Source organism: Streptomyces panaciradicis (assembly GCF_023516615.1).
In the GTDB taxonomy this organism is placed as follows: domain Bacteria; phylum Actinomycetota; class Actinomycetes; order Streptomycetales; family Streptomycetaceae; genus Streptomyces; species Streptomyces panaciradicis.
The window spans coordinates 47687-66185 of record NZ_JAMGBF010000019.1 but is presented as its reverse complement, the minus strand read 5'-3'; the positions used below and the strand labels follow the sequence as shown (position 1 = coordinate 66185).

Annotated in this window: 23 protein-coding genes; 3 read left to right on the top strand and 20 right to left on the bottom strand. The window is 68.6% G+C overall.

Annotated features, from left to right (window positions below; translation table 11 throughout):
* Positions 1-50: 50 nt before the first annotated feature.
* From M8J74_RS08165 to M8J74_RS08140, 6 genes are all read right to left on the bottom strand, one after another.
* Entirely contained in the window at positions 51-656 is a 606-nt protein-coding gene (locus tag M8J74_RS08165) for a TetR/AcrR family transcriptional regulator (RefSeq protein WP_249835751.1), read from the bottom strand.
* 21 nt (positions 657-677) lie between these two features.
* Complete coding sequence (locus M8J74_RS08160; RefSeq protein ID WP_249835750.1) at positions 678-1565, bottom strand: hypothetical protein; 888 nt, start codon at positions 1563-1565, stop codon at positions 678-680.
* A gap of 81 nt (positions 1566-1646) precedes the next feature.
* Positions 1647-3734, bottom strand: a complete 2088-nt coding sequence (locus tag M8J74_RS08155) for an aminoglycoside phosphotransferase family protein (protein WP_249835835.1) — start codon at positions 3732-3734, stop codon at positions 1647-1649.
* Positions 3735-4073: 339 nt separating this feature from the next.
* Positions 4074-4946, bottom strand: a complete 873-nt coding sequence (locus M8J74_RS08150) for a GntR family transcriptional regulator (protein ID WP_249835749.1) — start codon at positions 4944-4946, stop codon at positions 4074-4076.
* Between the two features lie 333 nt (positions 4947-5279).
* Positions 5280-5999, bottom strand: a complete 720-nt coding sequence (locus M8J74_RS08145) for an HAD family hydrolase (RefSeq protein WP_249835748.1) — start codon at positions 5997-5999, stop codon at positions 5280-5282.
* A gap of 29 nt (positions 6000-6028) precedes the next feature.
* Complete coding sequence (locus M8J74_RS08140) at positions 6029-6907, bottom strand: GntR family transcriptional regulator (RefSeq protein WP_249835834.1); 879 nt, start codon at positions 6905-6907, stop codon at positions 6029-6031.
* Positions 6908-7076: 169 nt separating this feature from the next.
* Here M8J74_RS08140 and M8J74_RS08135 point away from each other — a divergent pair, with 169 nt between their 5' ends.
* Positions 7077-7265, top strand: a complete 189-nt coding sequence (locus tag M8J74_RS08135; RefSeq protein WP_058924538.1) for a hypothetical protein — start codon at positions 7077-7079, stop codon at positions 7263-7265.
* Between the two features lie 36 nt (positions 7266-7301).
* Here the strand turns inward: M8J74_RS08135 and M8J74_RS08130 are convergent, their stop codons facing one another.
* The 3 genes from M8J74_RS08130 to M8J74_RS08120 all read right to left on the bottom strand — a co-directional run bounded on the left by M8J74_RS08130 (position 7302) and on the right by M8J74_RS08120 (position 10661).
* Positions 7302-8225, bottom strand: a complete 924-nt coding sequence (locus M8J74_RS08130; RefSeq protein WP_249835747.1) for a winged helix-turn-helix domain-containing protein — start codon at positions 8223-8225, stop codon at positions 7302-7304.
* 444 nt (positions 8226-8669) lie between these two features.
* Positions 8670-9926, bottom strand: a complete 1257-nt coding sequence (locus tag M8J74_RS08125) for a GNAT family N-acetyltransferase (protein WP_249835746.1) — start codon at positions 9924-9926, stop codon at positions 8670-8672.
* Between the two features lie 126 nt (positions 9927-10052).
* A complete protein-coding gene (locus tag M8J74_RS08120; RefSeq protein ID WP_058924535.1) occupies positions 10053-10661 on the bottom strand; it encodes an RsiG family protein in 609 nt (202 codons plus the stop codon).
* Between the two features lie 159 nt (positions 10662-10820).
* Between M8J74_RS08120 and dtd the strand changes: the two genes are divergently transcribed.
* Complete coding sequence (dtd, locus tag M8J74_RS08115; protein WP_249835745.1) at positions 10821-11246, top strand: D-aminoacyl-tRNA deacylase; 426 nt, start codon at positions 10821-10823, stop codon at positions 11244-11246.
* 50 nt (positions 11247-11296) lie between these two features.
* Here dtd and ygfZ read toward each other — a convergent pair whose 3' ends face one another.
* The 7 genes from ygfZ to M8J74_RS08080 all read right to left on the bottom strand — a co-directional run bounded on the left by ygfZ (position 11297) and on the right by M8J74_RS08080 (position 16075).
* On the bottom strand, positions 11297-12262 hold the full coding sequence (gene ygfZ, locus M8J74_RS08110; RefSeq protein ID WP_249835744.1) for a CAF17-like 4Fe-4S cluster assembly/insertion protein YgfZ: 966 nt from the start codon (positions 12260-12262) through the stop codon (positions 11297-11299).
* A gap of 9 nt (positions 12263-12271) precedes the next feature.
* Positions 12272-12709 (bottom strand): Fur family transcriptional regulator, encoded by a 438-nt coding sequence (locus M8J74_RS08105; RefSeq protein ID WP_058924532.1) that lies wholly within the window; start codon positions 12707-12709, stop codon positions 12272-12274.
* A 16-nt stretch (positions 12710-12725) separates the two neighbouring features.
* Complete coding sequence (locus M8J74_RS08100) at positions 12726-13301, bottom strand: heme-binding beta-barrel domain-containing protein (RefSeq protein ID WP_249835743.1); 576 nt, start codon at positions 13299-13301, stop codon at positions 12726-12728.
* 35 nt (positions 13302-13336) lie between these two features.
* Positions 13337-13474, bottom strand: a complete 138-nt coding sequence (locus tag M8J74_RS08095; RefSeq protein WP_162494004.1) for a hypothetical protein — start codon at positions 13472-13474, stop codon at positions 13337-13339.
* A gap of 65 nt (positions 13475-13539) precedes the next feature.
* A complete protein-coding gene (locus M8J74_RS08090) occupies positions 13540-14412 on the bottom strand; it encodes a hypothetical protein (RefSeq protein ID WP_249835742.1) in 873 nt (290 codons plus the stop codon).
* Positions 14409-15302: a hypothetical protein gene (locus M8J74_RS08085; RefSeq protein ID WP_249835741.1), complete on the bottom strand. Its 894-nt coding sequence runs from the start codon at positions 15300-15302 to the stop codon at positions 14409-14411. The genes M8J74_RS08090 and M8J74_RS08085 overlap by 4 nt, the downstream gene beginning before the upstream one ends.
* Positions 15299-16075, bottom strand: coding sequence for a hypothetical protein (locus M8J74_RS08080; RefSeq protein WP_249835740.1), 777 nt, complete (start codon positions 16073-16075; stop codon positions 15299-15301). The genes M8J74_RS08085 and M8J74_RS08080 overlap by 4 nt, the downstream gene beginning before the upstream one ends.
* A 225-nt stretch (positions 16076-16300) precedes the next feature.
* Between M8J74_RS08080 and M8J74_RS08075 the strand changes: the two genes are divergently transcribed.
* Positions 16301-16663: a DsrE family protein gene (locus M8J74_RS08075; protein ID WP_058924527.1), complete on the top strand. Its 363-nt coding sequence runs from the start codon at positions 16301-16303 to the stop codon at positions 16661-16663.
* Here the strand turns inward: M8J74_RS08075 and M8J74_RS08070 are convergent.
* From M8J74_RS08070 to M8J74_RS44985, 4 genes are all read right to left on the bottom strand, one after another.
* Positions 16657-16917 (bottom strand): DUF3099 domain-containing protein, encoded by a 261-nt coding sequence (locus tag M8J74_RS08070; RefSeq protein WP_058924526.1) that lies wholly within the window; start codon positions 16915-16917, stop codon positions 16657-16659. The genes M8J74_RS08075 and M8J74_RS08070 overlap by 7 nt on opposite strands.
* 83 nt (positions 16918-17000) lie before the next feature.
* Positions 17001-17291, bottom strand: a complete 291-nt coding sequence (locus M8J74_RS08065) for a DUF1416 domain-containing protein (protein ID WP_058924525.1) — start codon at positions 17289-17291, stop codon at positions 17001-17003.
* Positions 17292-17362: 71 nt separating this feature from the next.
* Complete coding sequence (locus tag M8J74_RS08060; protein ID WP_249835739.1) at positions 17363-18202, bottom strand: sulfurtransferase; 840 nt, start codon at positions 18200-18202, stop codon at positions 17363-17365.
* A 124-nt stretch (positions 18203-18326) separates the two neighbouring features.
* A complete protein-coding gene (locus tag M8J74_RS44985) occupies positions 18327-18407 on the bottom strand; it encodes an Ms5788A family Cys-rich leader peptide (RefSeq protein ID WP_350751515.1) in 81 nt (26 codons plus the stop codon).
* Positions 18408-18499 lie beyond the last annotated feature (92 nt).

Sequence of the window (18499 nt, the reverse complement as noted above, 5' to 3'; positions counted from 1 at the left end):
AAATGTAACCGAGTTAAATTTATTACCGAGTATCGGCAGTGTTGCTGCTGCTAGGCGAACTGCGGCAGCCCGGCGGCGAGCATCCCGAACGCCCGCTCGGCGGCGGCGACGGCGTCCGGCCGCACGTCGTCGACGGGCTCGCCTGCCGCGATGCGCCGCCAGTTGTCCAGCGCGAGGATCCGCTGGACGGCGATGATCTGCCCCGCGGCCAGTCGCGCCTCCAGCCCACCGCCGAGCGCCTGCGCGAGCGCGTCCTCGGAACGCTGCTGGTAGGCGTGGACGCGGGCGACGAGGGAGGGGGTGCCGTAGAGGAGGGAGTGGAAGGCGAGGACGGCAGGGTGATCGTTGAGCCCGGTGACGGGGTCGGACCGCTCCAGCCCGTCGAGAAAGTGCCGGCGCAGGGCGGCGATCGGCGTCGGCCCTTGGACCGCGATGCGGGCGGCCTCCTGCTCGTGATCGGCGATGCGATGCAGGACGAGGTCTTCCTTGGCCGGGAAGTACCGGAAGAGGGTCGGCTTGGAGATCCCGGCCGCGGCGGCGACCTCGGCCACGGAGACGGCGTCGAAGCCCCTCTCCAGGAAGAGGCGGATGGCGGTCTCGGAGACGACCTCGTACATCTGCTGCTTCTTGCGCTCCCGCAGGCCCATGTCGGTCATGGAGGTGAGCCTACGGCTCCGTCACACGGTCGATCGCTGCCGCCATTGCGGCACCGTGGCGAGCGCCCAGAGGTCGTCGAAGTGCTTGTTCCACTGGGCCACGGCTTCCCCGGCGGCAGCGGTGCCCTCGCGGGACCATACGTTGAGGTCCGTGCGGTAGCCCTTGGGATCGATGTACTCGGGGCCGGTGTGGAACAGGCGCGTCCGCGCCGAAAGGTCGTACAGGCCGTGCAGGACCTGTTCGCGGTTGAAGATGCAGATCTTGTCCCGGGGGATGCCCGGGTAGAGGCGGTATTCGCAGTGAACGGAGACACGAGTGGTGGCGGTGAGCCGGTCTGCCAGCTCCGACAGGATCCCGTCGTACTCGCGGCAGCGCCGCTCCATCCGCTTGCGGAAGTCGGGATCGTCCACGGTGCTGGTGCCCTCACCGACTCTGGCGGGCACGATCATCGGCTGCCCGAAGTCGGGTACCAGCATGCGGATGGTGACCCTCCGAGTCGATCCCGGATTGTCGAACCGGCCCTCCAAGCGGTGGTACAGCGTGTGGTAGAGCGTCTCCCCCGTGTAGCCGAGGAAGCTGATGTCCACCTTCCGGGCTTCGAAGGCGTCGCTCACGAAACTGCCTAACTCGCTCGAGGCCACGAGATTGCGCGTCGGCACCTTGACCGACGCGGTGAGCTCCTTCATCTGGTCGTACAGCACATAGCCGACGAGGCTGAGCAGTGCTCCGCCGAGATACGCCTTGCCCTCCAAGGCGTCACCGACCGGTTTCACGAATTGCGCCGTCAGCCCTGTGGTGAAGATCCCGAGCAGCAGGACGCGCGTCACCACTGGTTCAAAGCGTTCCTGATAGCGCCTCAGCTGCCGGCCCATGCCGGCCTCGGCCTGCCCGTTCCCCCGCTCGGCCATGCCCCGCCCCTCCACCCCTCGGCCGTCCAGTGGGCACCACGTCCCGTGGACAGGCCCGCCTGTGGTGGTGTCATGGTCTCCCTACGCCAGGGCGCGGGCAAGATAGGGGTTCGCGGACGGGCGGACACGCAGGCCGAGTGAAGCAGTGGCGGCGGCCAGGGTCATGGCGTACGACTTCAGGGCTCGCTGCACGTTGGGGGCGTCCAGGCTCGCGCCCGTCACCAGTCGGTCCAGGTCGACGTAGGCCGATCGCACATTCTCGATCCAACGGTAGACACGCCAGTCCTGCCGCCAGTTGGTCGTGTACTGGACCGGCAGCAGCCGCTCCCAGCGGCGGAACATGCGATCGCGGATCTCCGGCCGCGTGGGGGTCAGATGCATGTGCCGGACCAGGTCGTAGAGCGGGTCGCCGACCAGCGCCATCTCCCAGTCGATGATGGTCAGCGCTAGAGCGTCGTCGCGGCGGACGAGATTCCAGGGGTTCAGGTCGCCATGCAGCAGAGCCGGCGCCCTGTGGCTGACCATGTGGCGGTTGAGGATCTGCGCCAACAGGTCGGCGTCGGGCAACCCGAGCACACGGGCCAGTTGCTGGGACTCCTTGGGCAGCCCCCGCACGAGTTCGACCAGATTGTCGCTCAGCCAGCGGTAGAAGTGACCCTGGCCCGCAAGCGGGTCGACCTGCAAGTAGTCGACCTGTGTCAGAGCGCAGAGCTGGTCCACGAGTTTGTCGGCCTCACGCGGAAGCAGGCCGTTGACCGGGTGGTTGGGCGAGCGGTGGATCTCCTGCGGACCGACGTACGTGTGGATGGCGAAGCGAGCCCCGTCGTGGCTCCAGCCCAGGGCGAGGATCCTCGGGGCCGCCACCTCGACGCCGGACTTCTCGATGGCGCCGAGAACCGCGTGCTCGCTGAGAAAGCCCCGCTCTCGCCTGCGCACACCAGGCACCACACGCCTCACGACGACACAGGAGTCCACGTTCGGCACGCTCACCACTGTGTTGATGTGCGCCGTCCCCTTGAACACCCTGCTGGCCGGTGCCTCGCCCTCGGCCCGCAGCGCGTCGTTCACCGCCCGCTCAGGAAAGTCGTCCCGCTCGAGAACCCGCTCGTCCCGGTGCCAGTCGGAGCCCGTGGTGTACAGGCTCAACCCACCACCCGCGCGTGCCCGCCAACGGAACAGGATCTGCTCGATCCGATGCTCGTCCGGCACCTTCGCCAGCCAGAGCGGTTTCGCCGCCGCCTCCAGAGCACGCCGCACCGCTTGGGTGGCCGCATCCAGACCCTTCTGGTCGATCGGGCCCTTCAGGGTTTGCGCCGCCCGCATCACGTCGGCGTAGACGGACTGCGCCCGTTCGAAGGCGATGTAGTGGCGCAGGTCCTTGACCACTCCGGTGGCGGCCTCAGGACGGGCCTTTTCCATGGCACACACCCAAGCGTCCACCACCTCATCCGCTTGATGCTCCGGGTAGCGCATGCGGATCAGGTGGGTCGCAAGGTCGTGCAGGGGATCCCCGAAGGTGGCCAACTCCCAGTCCACACAGATGAGGGGTGAAGCACCGTCGTACGACATGATCAGGTTGTCGCGGTGCAGATCCGCGTGGAGCAGGCTGTAGGGACGCGCTGCCATGGCCGGGACCCGGTCGGCGAACCGGAGCAGTGCGTCCTCGGGGATTCCGAGCGCGGCGAACAGGTCACCGAACTGCGGCCAATTGGGTTCCCTGATCTGCCGGTCGGCCATCCTGGCGAGCGTTCGCAGGAACCCCTGACTGTCCGTGCGATCGCTGGGCCAGAACGACGGGAGCTTCGGCAGGGCCTCATGCGGCACCTGCGTCATCGTCGCGAGGAGGTCCGCCAGCGCCTTCATGAGCAGGGTGTCGACGGGCTTACCGTTCCCGCAGACACTCGAAAGGGGTACGCCTTCCACATAGCTGTGGATTGCGAATCCTTCTCCTTTGAACAGACATTGCGGCCCTTCGGGCAGGACTGCTCTGACGGCCCGAAGAATTTCCGCTTCGTCCTCCCAGCTCCTGATCACCACGGGAAGCGCGGAGGCTCGCCGGATACGGACAGTGACGGAAGCGCCGGGATCACGATTCAGCAACCGCGCCATGGGTGGAGTGAGCGGTAGAACGTAGTTCTGATTGTGAAAGCCATTGCTCGCCTGCCCCATTTTCCCGGCGCGCGCCAGAAAAGCCTGGTAGATCCCCGCCGTATCAGGAAGGACAGGCACCTTATCCACTGATCCTCCGGATACCGGTTCGACAGACAGCAAAAAGGCAAGAGCGCTGACCGCAGCGTCTTACAGGAGACGACCAGCGACACACTCGAGTGGCCACAATGGGTGATTTGCCACAAATCTGCATCTGGTCGCCAGAGATTGGCGTAGTTTTTGCCATCCCGTACGCATGAACCGGAGATGTCGTTCACCGGAGATGGCGCGCATGCTAGCGCAGAAACGTGTCAGAGGTGTGTCTGCCGTCGGCGGTCCGCACCTCGCTCCGCGTGACGACTACCCCTGTGCAGCGAGGAGACCCCATACCGAGTCGAACCACTTCTGCATGTCGTGCACGAAGATCGAGCCCGGTGAAGTGGGGTCGGAGTCCCTCAGATGGTGCGTGAGAGCGGCGCCGTAGCCCAGGACGTCCAGTGCCTCGATCACGCCACCGTCCTCCAGGACGATCGGGCGCTCGATGAAGTCGTACAGGCCGTGCAGCACTTCGGTTCCGTTGATCAGGTAGAACTTGAACATCGGCGTCAGAGGCGTGCGCCGGATCTCCAACTCCACCGACGAAACCCGCTTCTCCGCCTTCAGACTCCCCAGCAGCCGGCACAGCGACGCCTCGTGCTGGGCCGCTATGCGCTTCAGCCGCTCCCGCAGCAGAGGGTTGTCCGGGTCGCCCTTGACCTGAGGGTAGGGCAGATTCAGGTAGTCGGCGGGAAGGAGCATGCGCAGCGCGATCCGCTGGGGCGCGATGGCGCCCGCCACGATCCGCTCCGCCTGCATCTTGATGTGCGTCTCGAGTGACTCGGAGGTCAGCGTGTAGACGTCGAGGGTGACTTCGGGCCGCTCGAAGGCCTCGCTGATGAAGGGACCGAGCGTCATCTGCTGGCGCGACCGGGTGGCGCGGGGCGCCGGAGAGTGGATGAGCTGGTTCTTCTTGACGCGGGCCCGCTTTCCCTGGCGGTTGTCGATCAGCCCTTCGTTGCCCAGCTCCTGCACCACGCGATGGATGGTGTCGCGGGAGACGTGGAACTCACGTGCGAGCTGCACCTGGGAGGGGAGTTGGGCGCCCAGTGGATAGGTGCCGTCGGCGATCCGCTCCCGCATCTGGGCGGACACCCGTTGGAAGGCCCGTCCGTCTCCGCTCCGTTTGGCAGTCACACCGCCTTCGTTCCGCTTCCGGCCGACAAGCAAACCACCTCACGGAAGACAAGTGGACCGACAGTCACCTCAACCTGCCTATTTCTGGATCTAGTTGACAGGGCATGCCCGACTGGAACCGACAACCAGGCAAGGCCACCGACAAGTTGTCGGATCCGCCACATGTGGCAGGAGAGGTGGAAGCCGTGGGCCTCCATGTTCCGGGCACCACTGTGGACCTCGACGTACTGTTCCAAGTAGTCGGTTGGGCCGTCGGACTTGCCGGATACCTGACGGCTCGGCGGCGTCGGCGGGCAGGCCGGCCGGGAGCGCAGAGCCGTGCGGTCGGCGGCGCTAGTCCCGCCAACCCAACGCCCCGAGCAGCGGCTTCAGAGAAGCGACGACAACCTCGGCTCCGGCTTGCCTCAAGAGCTTGGCCTTCTGTTCGTTACGCGCGTAGCCGAGGAACGGGACGCGGGCCCTTTGCGCGGCTTCGAGGTCCGAGGGGGTGTCGCCGATCATCAGCGCGGCCGACGGAGAGGCCCCCGTGGCGCTGAGGGCACGGTTGAGGCAGTGCGGGTCGGGCTTGAGGTGGTGGAGGTTCTGCGTACGGCCGTAGATGTGCGGGGCGAAGCAGGAGGTCAGGTCGCGGCTTGCCAGGTAACTGCGGACGGCGCGGGGGGAGTTGTTGGTGGTGATCGCCAGCCGTGAGCCGACGGCGGACCAGGTGCGTATCAGGGCGTCGGCGTAGGCCGTGGGCCATGCGGTGGCCGTCGCCCTCAGTTCCTCCTGGGTGAGGCGTTCCTCCAGTTCCACCACCAGGTCGCTGCGCGGATGCCTGCGGTCCACCGCGCGCAGGACCACGTGTGGGTCCAGGGACTCCCGTTCGGACTCGGTCAGCAGGCCGTTCAGGCCTCGGCTCTCCAGCCATCCGGCGAGTTCGTTCGCCACCCGTTCCGCCGAATGGCCGGCGAACAGCCGGCAGATCGGGCCGTCGAAGTCCCACAGCACGACGCGTGTGCGTGCGATCAGGTCTCGAATCTTCTCCGTGTCGTTCTCGGTCTCTGCTGCCACCGCTTCAGTCTGCGTCGTATCAGAAGTCACTAGGAGAGTGTCAGGTCCGTCGTGATGGTTTCCCAGAGGGCGTCGAACCAGTTCTGGGATTCCTCGACGAACGCGGCATCGCGCTGGCCTGCTCGCTTGACGAAGGAGAAGAGGACGGAGGCCGAGCCGAGGGCGTCGTACATCTCCAGGGTCTGGCTCTGGTACTCCTCCTCGCGCTTGGTGGGGATGTAGTAACCGATCAGCGCTTCCTCGCCGTTGAGCAGGTACAGCTTCACGGGCGGGGTGAAGGTCAGGGCGCGGAAGGATATCTGTACGTCGATGCCGTGCGTGGAGCGTATGGCGGACAGGTTGTGCCGCAGCACCTGGGCCTGGGCGTTGCGCATCGTCAGCCATCGGTGGTGGACCGTGTCGATGTCGGAGTCCCGCTCGACCGGCACCGGGAAGGCGAGGTTGATCTCGCGGCTGGGCATCAGGACGCGGAAGGCGATCGAGGCCGGGCAGAGTTCACCCGCGTGGATGCGGCGCAGCGGTTCGCCGAGGGCCAGCATCAGGGTCTCGGAGGTGTGGCAGACGACGTCCACGCGCACGTGCCGTGCCGAGAACGCCTCCGTCAGCCGTGGCGCCAACCCCACCATCGTCGGCTGTGGTTCGCCGACGGCCGGGGTCGGCGTGGCGATGCGCGGCGGGCTGCCCTTGCTGACGTTGGTGAGGAGGCCGTCCTCCTGGAGTGCGCGCAGGGCCTGGCGGACGGCGCCGCGTTCCACCCCGAACTCCTCGGCCAGTTCGGCCTGGGTGGGCAGGCGGTCGCCCGCCTTGAGGTCGCCGTCGTTGATCCGCTCCCGCAGGACGTCGGCGATCTCCTGGGGGGAGAGCCTTCTGCTGCCGTTCACTGCCACGTTCTCCTGGGTCACGACCAAACGGTACAACTCACATCCATCTATCGGGAGTTGTCCGCGAGTTGTTTATGAGTAGGTACCAAGTGGGGACAACCTAGTTGGAGTTGGTTGCCAACTTGGTCTAGTTGGCGGAAGTTTTGCTTCCTCGACTTCTCGATCCCGCCGACTCCCCACCTGAAGGAGGAACACCGTGCCTGCCCTCGCCCTCCTCTCCGCCATCTTCGTCGTCGGTATCGAGCAGACCATCCAGTCGAAGTACGGCGTCTCCGGAATCATCGGCCTGCTCCTGCTCACCGTGGGCCTCAAGGCCAAGAACCCGGCCGTCAGCTCGATGGGGGCCGTCGTGCTCGCCCTGCTGGTCACGGGGCCCGCCCTATGAACCGAGGAACCGCCCGTTCGGACGCTGTGGGAGACCTCAGCTCGTGAGCACAAGCTCCGAACTGATCGTCTCCCACAGTGCGTTGAACCACAGGTGCGACTGCTCGACGAACGTGGTGTCGCGTAAGCCGGCGCCCTGCTTGAAGGCGAACAGCATCGACTGGGTGCCCTCGGCGTCGTACATCTCCAGATGCTCGTGGTCGATCTCCTCCTCGCGCCGCGTCAGCGTGTAGTACGCGAAGAGGGCCTCCTCGCCGTTCAGCAGGTACAGCTTCACCGGCGGGGTGAAGGGCAGGGCCCGGAAGGTGACGCGGACGTCGATGCCGTGCGTGGACCGCAGGGCCAGCAGGTTGTGCTTGAGGACCTGGCCCTGGGCGTTGCGCTGGGCCAGCCAGCGGCGCTGCAGCCGGCCGTCGACGGCGGGGTCCACCGGTGTGGGGAAAGCCAGTTCGATGTCGCGGCTGGGCAGCAGCACACGGACGTCCAACTTGGCCGGTTTCCATCGCCCCGCGTGGATCTGGCGCAGTGGTTCGCCGATGGCGAGGGTGAGGGACACCGAGGTCAGGCAGAGGGCGTCGATCTCGACGTGCGGGGCCGCGAAGGCGTTCGCCATCCGGGGAGCCAGGGCCACCATCGTGGGCAGCGGTGGGGCTCCGGGGCCGGTCAGGGCGCTGACCAGCCCCGGATCGGGAGCCACCGTCGCGGGAGCGCCCTTCGATACGTTGGTCAGCAGGTGTTCGGACTGCAGGATTCGCAGCGCCTGGCGTACGACGCCGCGCTCGACGCCGAACTCGTCGGCCAGTTTCGCCTGGGTGGGCATGCGTTGACCCGCGCTGAGCCGGCCCGACCTGATCCGGGCGCGCAGCTCGTCGGCCACCTCTTGGTGTGACGCCTGTGACGCCTGTGACCGCTGTGACCGCGTCCCTCCATTGGCGGAGGCGTGTTTCGGGTCCACAACCAAACACTACAACTTCCCGCCATCTTCCGGCAGTTCCGGGGAAGGTGGTTATGAGACGCTTCCAAGCGGAGATAAGTGAAGTGAAGTTGGTCGCCAACTTCGACGACATGGTCAAGCTTTCGAAGGGTTGGCTGCAGAGTCCACCGGAGCTGCAAGTCCACCGGACTCGAGGCCTGATCCCGGTTCGACTGGCCGGGCTCCCTTCCGGAGGGGAGCCGGGAGCCCGGTCAGTCCGACGCACAGCCACAACTGAACACCGACAACCGAAGAGCCTCACCCGCACAGCCACAACTCAACAGCCTCAGGCACAGCCACAACCGAACAGCTCCACCCGCACCGTCACAACTGAAGAGCCCGACAACTGAAGAGCACAACCGCTGAAGAGCACAACCACTGAAATGCACAGCTACGGATGAACAGGCAACACGCCGTCGAGCGGAAGGGACGTCAGAACATGTCCGGGCACCAAGGCCGCCTGGACGTACGCAGCAGGGCGTCGGCCACCAGGGCGGCGCCCGCTCGTTCTTCCCGCACCAGGCCCAGTGCCGCCAGCCGCACCGCCGACTCGTCACCGAGCCACAGTCGCGCCAACTCGGCCACATCCAGAGACAGTTCCGCCGTGTCCCGCGTCGGTGCGCAGGTCGCGCCCTGTGGTGACGCCTCCAGGCGGAAGCGGCCGCCCGTGTAACCGGCCGGGTCACTCACCTCCAGCACCAGCGAGCCCGAACCCTCGTACGTGCGCGCCTCCAGGGCCCGTACGACATCCAGGATCCGCACCCACAGCCAGTCCGCCTGCGAGGTGATCCGGGCCGCCCTCGGGTCAGGCAGGAGATGGGGGAGCAGGTCGTCGGGGGCGCGGGGGCCGGTCTTGACGCGCGTGACCCAGTCGATCGAGGCGAGGTGGAGCCACAGGGCCCGCTCGGCGGCCGGGGTCGTCGCGATCAGGCCCCGCACGGACGCCGTGTCCTGCGGCTGCTGCTTGCCCTCTCCCCAGCAGTCCTCCACCTCGTAGGCGGCCAGGCCCTCGAGCGTGCCGTCGGCCGCCCGGTACGCGGCGAAGAACGGCTCGGTCCACTTCGGGTGGAAGCGCAGCGCGCCGGTGTTGACCTGCCACCACCAGTCCCTGCGGCTGACGGCGCCCGGAGTGGCCCGGCGGAAGCGGTCGTGGAGCTCGGGGCCGAACTTGCGGACCTCCTCGGCGTCCACGAGGTCGACCCGGGCGCCGTCCGTGGGGCCGGACCAGCGCGGGTCGAGGCCGGTGCGCAGGGTCTCGACGGTCCACTCGGCGGCGCTGGTCGCCGGGCCGAAGCCGTAGCGGCCGTAGATCGGGTACTCGGCGGCGATCAGTGTGGCCACGACGTCGCCGCGCTCCTTCGCCTCGGCGAGGTCCCGGCTCATCATGCGGGTGAGCAGGCCGCGCCGGCGGTGGGTGGCGGTGACGGTGACGCCGGACACCGCGTCGGCCCGGACCGGTGCGCCGCCGACCGCGGTGACCTCCTGCGCGAAGGAGAGGTACGTCGCGACGCACCTGCCCCCGTCGAAGGCGCCCAGATAGCGGCCGGGCTCGAACTGGATGCGGCGGGCGTCCAGTTCGGCTTCCGTGGGGGTGGGTTCGCGCAGGAAGCCGGTGTTCACTGCGCGCAGCCAGTCGGGGAACTCGGCCTCGGTGATCGGGCGGACGTCGATGTCGGCGGAGAGGCTCATGGGCTCACGGTAGGTCTACGCCGCCGAGGTGTCGCGGGCTTTTTCCCGTCCTCGCGGCGCCCGCACCCCGTCCCTCGCGGCGCCCGCACCCCGTCCCTCGCGGCGCCCGCGCCCCGCTCCCCCGCCTCACACCAGCAGGTCGTCCACCTGGGCCTCGCCCTCCCGGTACCGCCGCGTGATCTCGGCGCTGCAGTCGTCCGTCGTCCGCTGCAGCCGCTGCCGGCGCCGGGAGACCTGCTGCTCGTAGCGCACGAGGCGGCCCATGGCGGTGTTCAGCTCCAGGTCCGTGCGGGCGGCCAGGTCGGAGAGCTCGACCTCGGCCAGCATGTCGGCGGCCAGTTGCCGGTACTCCTCGCTGTACGGGGTGCCCAGCGTGACGTGGCGGGCCGAGGAGCGGTGGCGGGCCGGGGCGTCCGTGAGGATCTCCGAGAGCCGTTCGACCACGGACGCCGCCCCCGCCGGAGACCGCCGTGCCAGTTCCGCGCGCAGGATGTCGATACGGCCCTGCAGCAGCCGGCGGACATAGCTGAGGTCGGCCTCGTCACGCTGGGCGTCCCGGCGCAGGGTGCGCAGCTCTGGGAGGCTCAGCAAGGTCAGGTCGTGCTCGGGCGGACCGGCGGGCAGCCGCGGACCCGGGCTGTCGGTGCGCTGCACGGGCGGCCGCAAGACCATCCGCTCTCCCGTTCGAACCAACGAGACAGCCCCTTCAGGCCGCCCGGTACTCGGTGTGCTCATGTGCCTCTACCGTCCCCTCGACCGGCGTGTGGACAGCATCGTGCCACCCCAAGTGGCCGCTATGTGACCGAGTGCCCCCGATCGGCCCCAGATGGGGGGTTAAGGATCAATAATCGACCCGCGCACGGGGGATCGTGGCCGGCCCGGCATGATGGTCGCATGCGTGCAGTGGTGCAGAGGGTGGACGGCGCGAGCGTGGTCGTCGAGGGCGAGACGGTCGGGCAGATCAGCGGCGAGGGGCTGTGCGTCCTGGTCGGGGTCACGCACGAGGACACCAAGGAGAAGGCCGCCCAGCTCGCCCGCAAGCTGTGGTCGATCCGGATGCTGCAGGACGAGAGGTCGTGCAGCGACCTCGACGCCCCGCTGCTCGTGATCAGCCAGTTCACGCTCTACGGCGACGCCCGCAAGGGGCGCCGCCCCACCTGGAACGCCGCCGCCCCCGGCGATGTCGCCGAACCCCTCGTCGACGAGGTCGTGGCCCAGCTGCGGGCGCTCGGAGCGACGGTGGCGACGGGCCGGTTCGGCGCGCAGATGCGGGTGTCGCTGACGAACGACGGCCCGTTCACCGTCCTGCTGGAGATCTGAAGGACGTCGGGCCGGACATCGCAGGATGTCCGGCCGGACATCCGTGGACCTCAGGGCTCGACGACGACCTCCTGCGCCGCCGCCGTCTCCCCCGCCATCAGCGGGGCGTCCACCGGCACGTTCCGCTTGACCAGGGCGAGGGCCACCGGGCCGAGCTCGTGGTGGCGTACGGACGTCGTGATGAAGCCGATCTTGCGGCCGTCGGGGTCCTCGTCGGCGAGGCGGATCTCGGTACCGGCGCCGGGCAGGTGGACCTCGCTGCCGTCCAGGTGCAGGAAGACCAGACGACGGGGCGGCTTGCCCAGGTTCTGCACCCGGGCGACCGTCTCCTGGCCGCGGTAGCAGCCCTTCTGCAAGTGCACCGCCGTATCGATCCAGCCCAGCTCGTGCGGGATGGTGCGGTGGTCGGTCTCGAAGCCGAGGCGGGGCCGGTGCTGTTCGACGCGGAGGGCCTCGTAGGCAAGGATGCCGACGGCGGGGCCCGCCTTCCGCGCGAACGACTCCAGGTCCGCGCGGGGCAGGAACAGATCGCGGCCGTACGGCGTCTCGCGTACGACGACGCCCTCCGGGACCTCCGCGATCGAACCGGCCGGCAGGTACACGACCGCGAACTCGGCCGTCCGGTCGGCGACGTCGACCTTGTAGAAGAACTTCATCGACTCCAGGTACGCGATCAGCGACTCCTGGGTCCCCGGCTCGACGTGCGCCCAGACGGTCTCGCCGTCGTCCACCAGGTACAGCGCGTGCTCGATGTGGCCGTGGGCGGAGAGGATCAGCGCCTCGGTGGCCTGGCCGGCGGGCAGCTCGCTGACGTGCTGGGTGAGCAGCAGGTGCAGCCAGCTCAGCCGGTCCTCGCCGGAGACGGTGATGACACCGCGGTGCGAGAGGTCGACGAAACCGGTGCCGTCGGCGAGGGCGCGCTGCTCACGGAACAGGTCGCCGTAGTGGGCGGCTACGCCTTCGTCCGCACCCTCGGCGGGGACGGCGCCGGGCAGGGACAACAGGGGGCTCTTCATGGGACAAGCCTACGACTCGGTAGTTGAACTCTTCAGAGAACAGTCCCGGCAGCGGCCGAAGATCGCGAAGTGCTTCATGTCCGTCTCGAAGCCGAACTCCTGGCGCAGCTTCGCGGTGAACTCGGCGGCCACCGAGACATCGGCCTCGATCACGTTCTCGCAGTCCCGGCAGACCAGGTGGATGTGGTGGTGGCGGTCGGCGAGATGGTACGTGGGGGCGCCGTGGCCCAGGTGGGCGTGGCTGACCAGGCCCAGCTCCTCCAGGAGCTCCAAGGTCCGGTACACCGTGGAAATGTTGACCCCCGACGCCGTCTTCTTCACTTCCGTGAGGATGGCGTCGGGGGTCGCGTGTTCCAGGGTGTCCACGGCTTCGAGCACAAGTTGCCGCTGCGGGGTCAGCCGGTAACCGCGCTGCCGCAGATCGCTCTTCCAGTCGGTGCTCACCACACCGAAGAGTCTAGGACTACTTGAAGAAGGCGATTCCGTCGTCCGGCATGTCGTCCGGCAGGGCCTTGGCCCAGCGCTCGACGTCCTCGGGGGTGACGACCTTCTTCAGGTGCGCCGACATGTAGGGGCGCAGCTCGACGTCGGGGGTCTGCTTCTCGCCGACCCACATCAGGTCGCTGTTGACATAGCCGTACAGCCGCTTGCCGCCCGTGTAGGGGCCGGAGGCCGCCGTCCGCGCCACCGCGTCCGTGACCAGGTCGATCTGCGGCTTCTTGTCGGCCAGCTCGCCGTACCAGACCTCGACGACACCGTCGTTGCGGACCATGGTGACCTCGACCTTGCGGTCGGCGTCGATCCGCCAGAAGCCGTGCTCGGACTCCAGCGGGCGGACCTTGTTGCCGTCGTTGTCGAGGACCCAGGTGTGGGACTGGTACTCCAGGAAGTCACGGCCGTCGTGCGAGAAGGCCACCTCCTGTCCGAAGTTGCACTTCTCGGCGCCGGGGAAGTCGTGCACGCCCGCGCCGGCCCAGTTGCCGAGCAGGAAGGCGAGGGGCACGAGGTCCTTGTGGAGGTCGGACGGGATCTCGATCATGAGTGGCTATTCCTGGAGGAGTTGCTGGAGAGGCTTCAGCGCTGGCCCTGGTACAGCTTCTTCACGGTCAGGTAGGCGAAGGCGAGGACGCCGACGCAGACCAGGACCAGCAGGGTTTCGAAGAAGATCTCCACGACGTGCTCCTTGTTGAGCGGAGTGTGCTGTACGTACACAGGGCCGGGCCCCAGCTTACGCGGCCGGGGCCCGGTGCTCCGTGTGAGGTACGCCCGTGACGCGGTCAGCCCAGCAACTGGGACTGCAGGGCCACGGTCTGCTGGAACGGTACGGCCTTGGCCTTGCCCTTCCTGGACTGCACGATCACCGCGAGGACGTCACCGGCGGACAGGTACGCCTGCCGGGTCTGCTCGGCTCCATACGGCGTCGTCTCGACGTAGGCCGAGTAGTCGACGTTGTAGTCGTGGGCCTCGCTCGGGAAGTCGTCGTCGAAGACGGAGGTGATGGTGCCGCGCAGCTGGTCGGTGGGTCCGTCGGCCGGGGCCTCGCTGGAGAACAGGTCGTCGACGACCGCGCCCGTGCCGAACTGCAGCAGGTAGACGCGGGTGTGCGTGCCGTCCGGGGTGGTCCAGCCGCGGGCCGCGATGTGCCGCAGGCCGTCGTCGGTGAACGACTGCTTCAGGTCGTCCCGGGTCTCCTTCTGCGCGTACTCGGCCAGGAAGTCCTTCGCCGCCAGCCAGCCGTCCGTGCCGCGCAGCTTCCCGTCCGCCACCGCGCCCTTGGGCGCGGGCAGCAGGAGTGCGCGCAGATCGGCGTAGTGCGTGCCGGCCGTGTTGCGCACGTCGAAGGGCTCCGGGCTGCCGGACGGCAGCGGCGCCCTGGTGAGCGTCGGGTAGTCCCAGCGCCCGTCCGACTGCGTGGCGAGGCCCGGCAGGTCGGTCCGCTGCATCCCGGTGATCCCGTACGCCGTCCCCGCCCCGACCGCGGCGAACGCGGTGACGGCGGCGGTCCAGCGCAGGACCGCGCGCAGCACGCGGCGGTCCTTCTTGACCGGCGGCTGATGCTCCTCCTGCGGCAGTGGCTGCGGCTGGACCGGCGGCGCCTCCGGCATGGGCGGCGGCGTCGTCATGGGCTGCTGTTCCGTCTGCTCGGTCATACCGCCTCCCCGGGGTCGCCGATGCGCTTGAGCTGGTCCGCCAGGAGATCCGCGACGCCCTGGGAGTCGAAGGGCTTCACGCCGCTGGCCGTGACGTGGACCAGGATGTTCCCCCGGTAGGCGGAGCAGTACATCGCGTCCAGGTGCTTGTCGAGGCTCTTGGGCGGCAGGAAGCACTGGGCGTTGGTGTGGCCCTTGATCTTCGGGCCCTTGCGGAAGATGTCGACGGAGCCGAAGAAGGCGTTCTGCGAGTTCGACAGCCTGCGGACCACGGAGGGGCTCTCCATCCGCGACAGCGTGATGTTCACGGTGACGGCGGTGTCCGTGAAGAACGCGCTGCCCGCCTCCTTGGCGTAGCTGCGCATCGCCATGCCCTTGACGTGCTCCTTGTCGATCAGCTTCTCGAGCTGCTTGCGCTCGGTGCGCGGCAGGTCCCGTACGGACTGCTTGCGCAGCGCGGTGGCCTGGGCGGCGCCGAGTTCGGAGTCGGCGGCGAACTGACCGAAGTCCGGACCGCGCTTCCAGCCGTCGCCGTACGCCACGAGCAGCCCGGAGAGGCCCTTCACGGGGGCCTTCTTCGTCTCGGGGCTCTTCGGCTTCGGGAACTTCCAGACGGCCGCGCCGGCGTCGCGGTCGGCGCCGTCGACGGTGACGACGGTGTAGCCGACGCCCGCCACGACGGCCACGGCGAGCAGCGCACAGGCCGCCACGGCGGCGATACGGCCGCGGTTGCGGGGCTTACGGGCGGGCGGCGCGACCGACTCGGGCGACTTGGGCGACTCCGGCGACTCGACCAAGGGTGCGGCGAGCGGCTCGGGCGAGGGTGCGACAGGCGGCTCGACCTGCTGGTCGGCCGGCTGGACGGCCGGCTCGTTGGGGTTCTCGCTCACAGCCGCTCCATCTGCCGCTTCGCCAGGTCCATGATCTTCGCCTTCGGAATCGGACTGGTGTCGAACATCCAGATCTCCAGGACGACGTCGCCGCGGGAGGCGTACGCCTCCGCGCCGTACACGGGCACGTAGCCGGCCTTCGTCTCCGGCCTGGTGTGGACGTAGACCATGCCGCTGCCCGTGCCGGGGAGGGGCCAGCTGTCGGTGCCGGCCTTCTTCGCCGCCCAGTACTGGCCGTTGTCGCTGGCGTCCGCGGCCTCCAGGGACTGCTGCTGGCGGTACTGGACGAGGTGGATCTCGGTCGTCTGGTGGTTGCCGACCGTCCAGCCGGTGACGGCGGCACGGCGGAACTCGTCGCGGACGAGGTTGCCGAACATCGTGCCGGGCTTCTCGTAGCTGTCGGCGTACTCGGCCAGGTCCATCCAGCCGTCGCTGGTGAGCCACGGGGCGTCCTTCGCACCGGCGGGCTTCTTCACCAGCAGCTTGCGCAGGTCGCCGTCGACCTTCACCTGGCGGTCCTGCGCGGCCGACAGCGGCTCGGGTGCGCCGCCCTTGGCCCGGCCGAGCGCCGGCTGGGACAGCGAGGGCAGCGTCGTCGGCTTGCGGTCGGCCTGGATCAGGTAGCCCGTGCAGGTGCCGGCGACGACGCCCAGGGCCGCCGCACAGGCGATCAGCAGGGCGGTACGGCCACGGCGCCGCGGTCGCGGCACGGCGGGCTCCGCGGGCACGGTGACCCCGGCGGGCTCCGCGGGCACCGCGGGCTCTTCGGACACGGCGGCCTCCGCGGGTACCTCGACCGGCGTCACCGGCGACTCGGGCGCCACGGGCGCCTCGGCCGTCGCCTCTTCCGGTCCTTCCGGCTCTCTCGGCCGGCCGGGCACTTCGGGTACTTCCAAGACGTCCCCCCACAAAACGTGAAGCACGCATTCCGTATGCGCGCTCACAGGAGACTCACGGCCCGGGGCCGGAGTTGTAGGGACGTTGATTACGATTCGGCCATGGCGAAGAAGCTCGTGATCAAGGTGACGGCCGGGGCGGACGCCCCCGAGCGGTGCTCGCAGGCGTTCACGGTGGCGGCGGTGGCCGTGGCCAGTGGGGTCGACGTCTCCCTGTGGCTGACCGGCGAGTCCGCGTGGTTCGCGCTGCCGGGCCGGGCGGCCGGGTTCGAGCTTCCGCACGCCGCCCCGCTGCCGGATCTGCTCGACTCCCTGCTCGCGGGCGGCCGCGTGACGCTGTGCACGCAGTGCGCGGCCCGGCGGGAGATCACCGAGAAGGACGTCATCGAGGGCGTACGGATCGCCGGGGCGCAGGTGTTCGTCCAGGAGGCGCTCGGCGAGGACACGCAGGCGCTCGTCTACTGACGGCGCTTCTTGCCGTCCAGCTCGTCCCACCACTCGTCCGACTGCGGGTCGCCGGACGGGTCGTCCCACCAGCGGTCGTCGGGGCCGCGCCGGTTGGCGACCATCGCGGCGACCGGCGGGATCACCATCGCCACCACGCACATGGCGACGGCCGCCGGGACCGACCAGATCCGGACGACTCCCCAGGCCAGGACGAACAGCGCCACGCAGGTGCCCATCATGGCGAAATACGTACGACGGCGACGGGCCAGCATGCTTCCAGGGTAGGCCCGGGCAACGCGAAGGGCCGCGCCGCGGGTGTCCACCCGTGGTGCGGCCCTTCGCCGGGACCGGTGTCTCAGACGGCGATCGCGACCTCGGCGAGCGCGCCCTTCTCGGCGACGACGACCGTGCGGTCGGCGGTGCCGCCGGGGACCAGCGCGCGAAGGGTCCAGGTGCCCTCGGCCGCGTAGAAGCGGAACTGGCCCGTCGCGGAGGTGGGGACCTCCGCGGTGAACTCGCCGGTCGAGTCCAGCAGACGGACGTAGCCCGTCACCGGCTCGCCGTCGCGGGTCACCTGACCCTGGATGGTGGTCTCACCGGGCTTGATCGTCGAGGCGTCGGGGCCGCCGGCCTTCGCTCCACACATGTCTTTCTCCAAGAGGGGTCTGACCGGAGGAAGGCCGGTCGGGTTTCCGGGTTTTCTACGGGGGGGGGTGGTTACTTGTTGGCGCCGAGCTCGATCGGCACGCCGACGAGGGAGCCGTACTCGGTCCAGGAGCCGTCGTAGTTCTTGACGTTCTCCACGCCGAGCAGCTCGTGCAGGACGAACCAGGTCAGCGCGGAGCGCTCGCCGATACGGCAGTAGGCGATGGTGTCCTTGGCCAGGTCCACCTGCTCCTCGGCGTAGAGCGCCTTGAGCTCCTCGTCCGACTTGAAGGTGCCGTCGTCGTTGGCGTTCTTCGACCACGGGATGTTGCGGGCGCTGGGCACGTGACCCGGGCGCTGCGACTGCTCCTGCGGCAGGTGGGCCGGGGCGAGCAGCTTGCCGGAGAACTCGTCGGGCGACCGGACGTCGACCAGGTTCTGCGAGCCGATCGCCGCCACGACGTCGTCGCGGAAGGCGCGGATGGAGGTGTCCTGCGGCTTGGCCTTGTAGTCGGTCGCCGGGCGCTCCGGGACCTCCTCGACCAGCTCGCGGGCGTCCAGCTCCCACTTCTTGCGGCCGCCGTCGAGGAGCTTGACGTTGTCGTGGCCGTAGAGCTTGAAGTACCAGTAGGCGTAGGACGCGAACCAGTTGTTGTTGCCGCCGTAGAGGATCACCAGGGTGTCGTTGGCGATGCCCTTGGCCGACAGGAGCTTCTCGAAGCCCTCCTGGTCGATGAAGTCCCGGCGGACCGGGTCCTGCAGGTCCTTGGTCCAGTCGATGCGGATCGCGTTCCTGATGTGGTTCTTCTCGTAGGCGGACGTGTCCTCGTCCACCTCCACGATCGCGATGTTCGGGTCGTCGAGTTTGGCCTCGACCCAGTCGGCATCGACGAGGACGTCGCTGCGGCTCATGCTCTTTCTCCTCCGGGGCAGTTGCGGCGGGGCATACGAGTGTGAGGGGTACGCGCGCTCGTACGGGGGCGGCGCACCGGTGCCCTGAACAGGGCGGGGGGATGCGGAGGCCTGTGCCGTCCGCTCAGAAGGGGCGACAGAGCATGGCGGCGACGCGGCACAGGTCTACTGCCCGCCGCTTCGTGAGATCCGCCTGTCGCTTCATGCGGTCGATCGTAGGGACGGACAGGCGGGCGTGTCACCGGCGTGTCATATGGCGAGACGCGATCGTCCGGGATGTGGGATGAGCATCGGGTC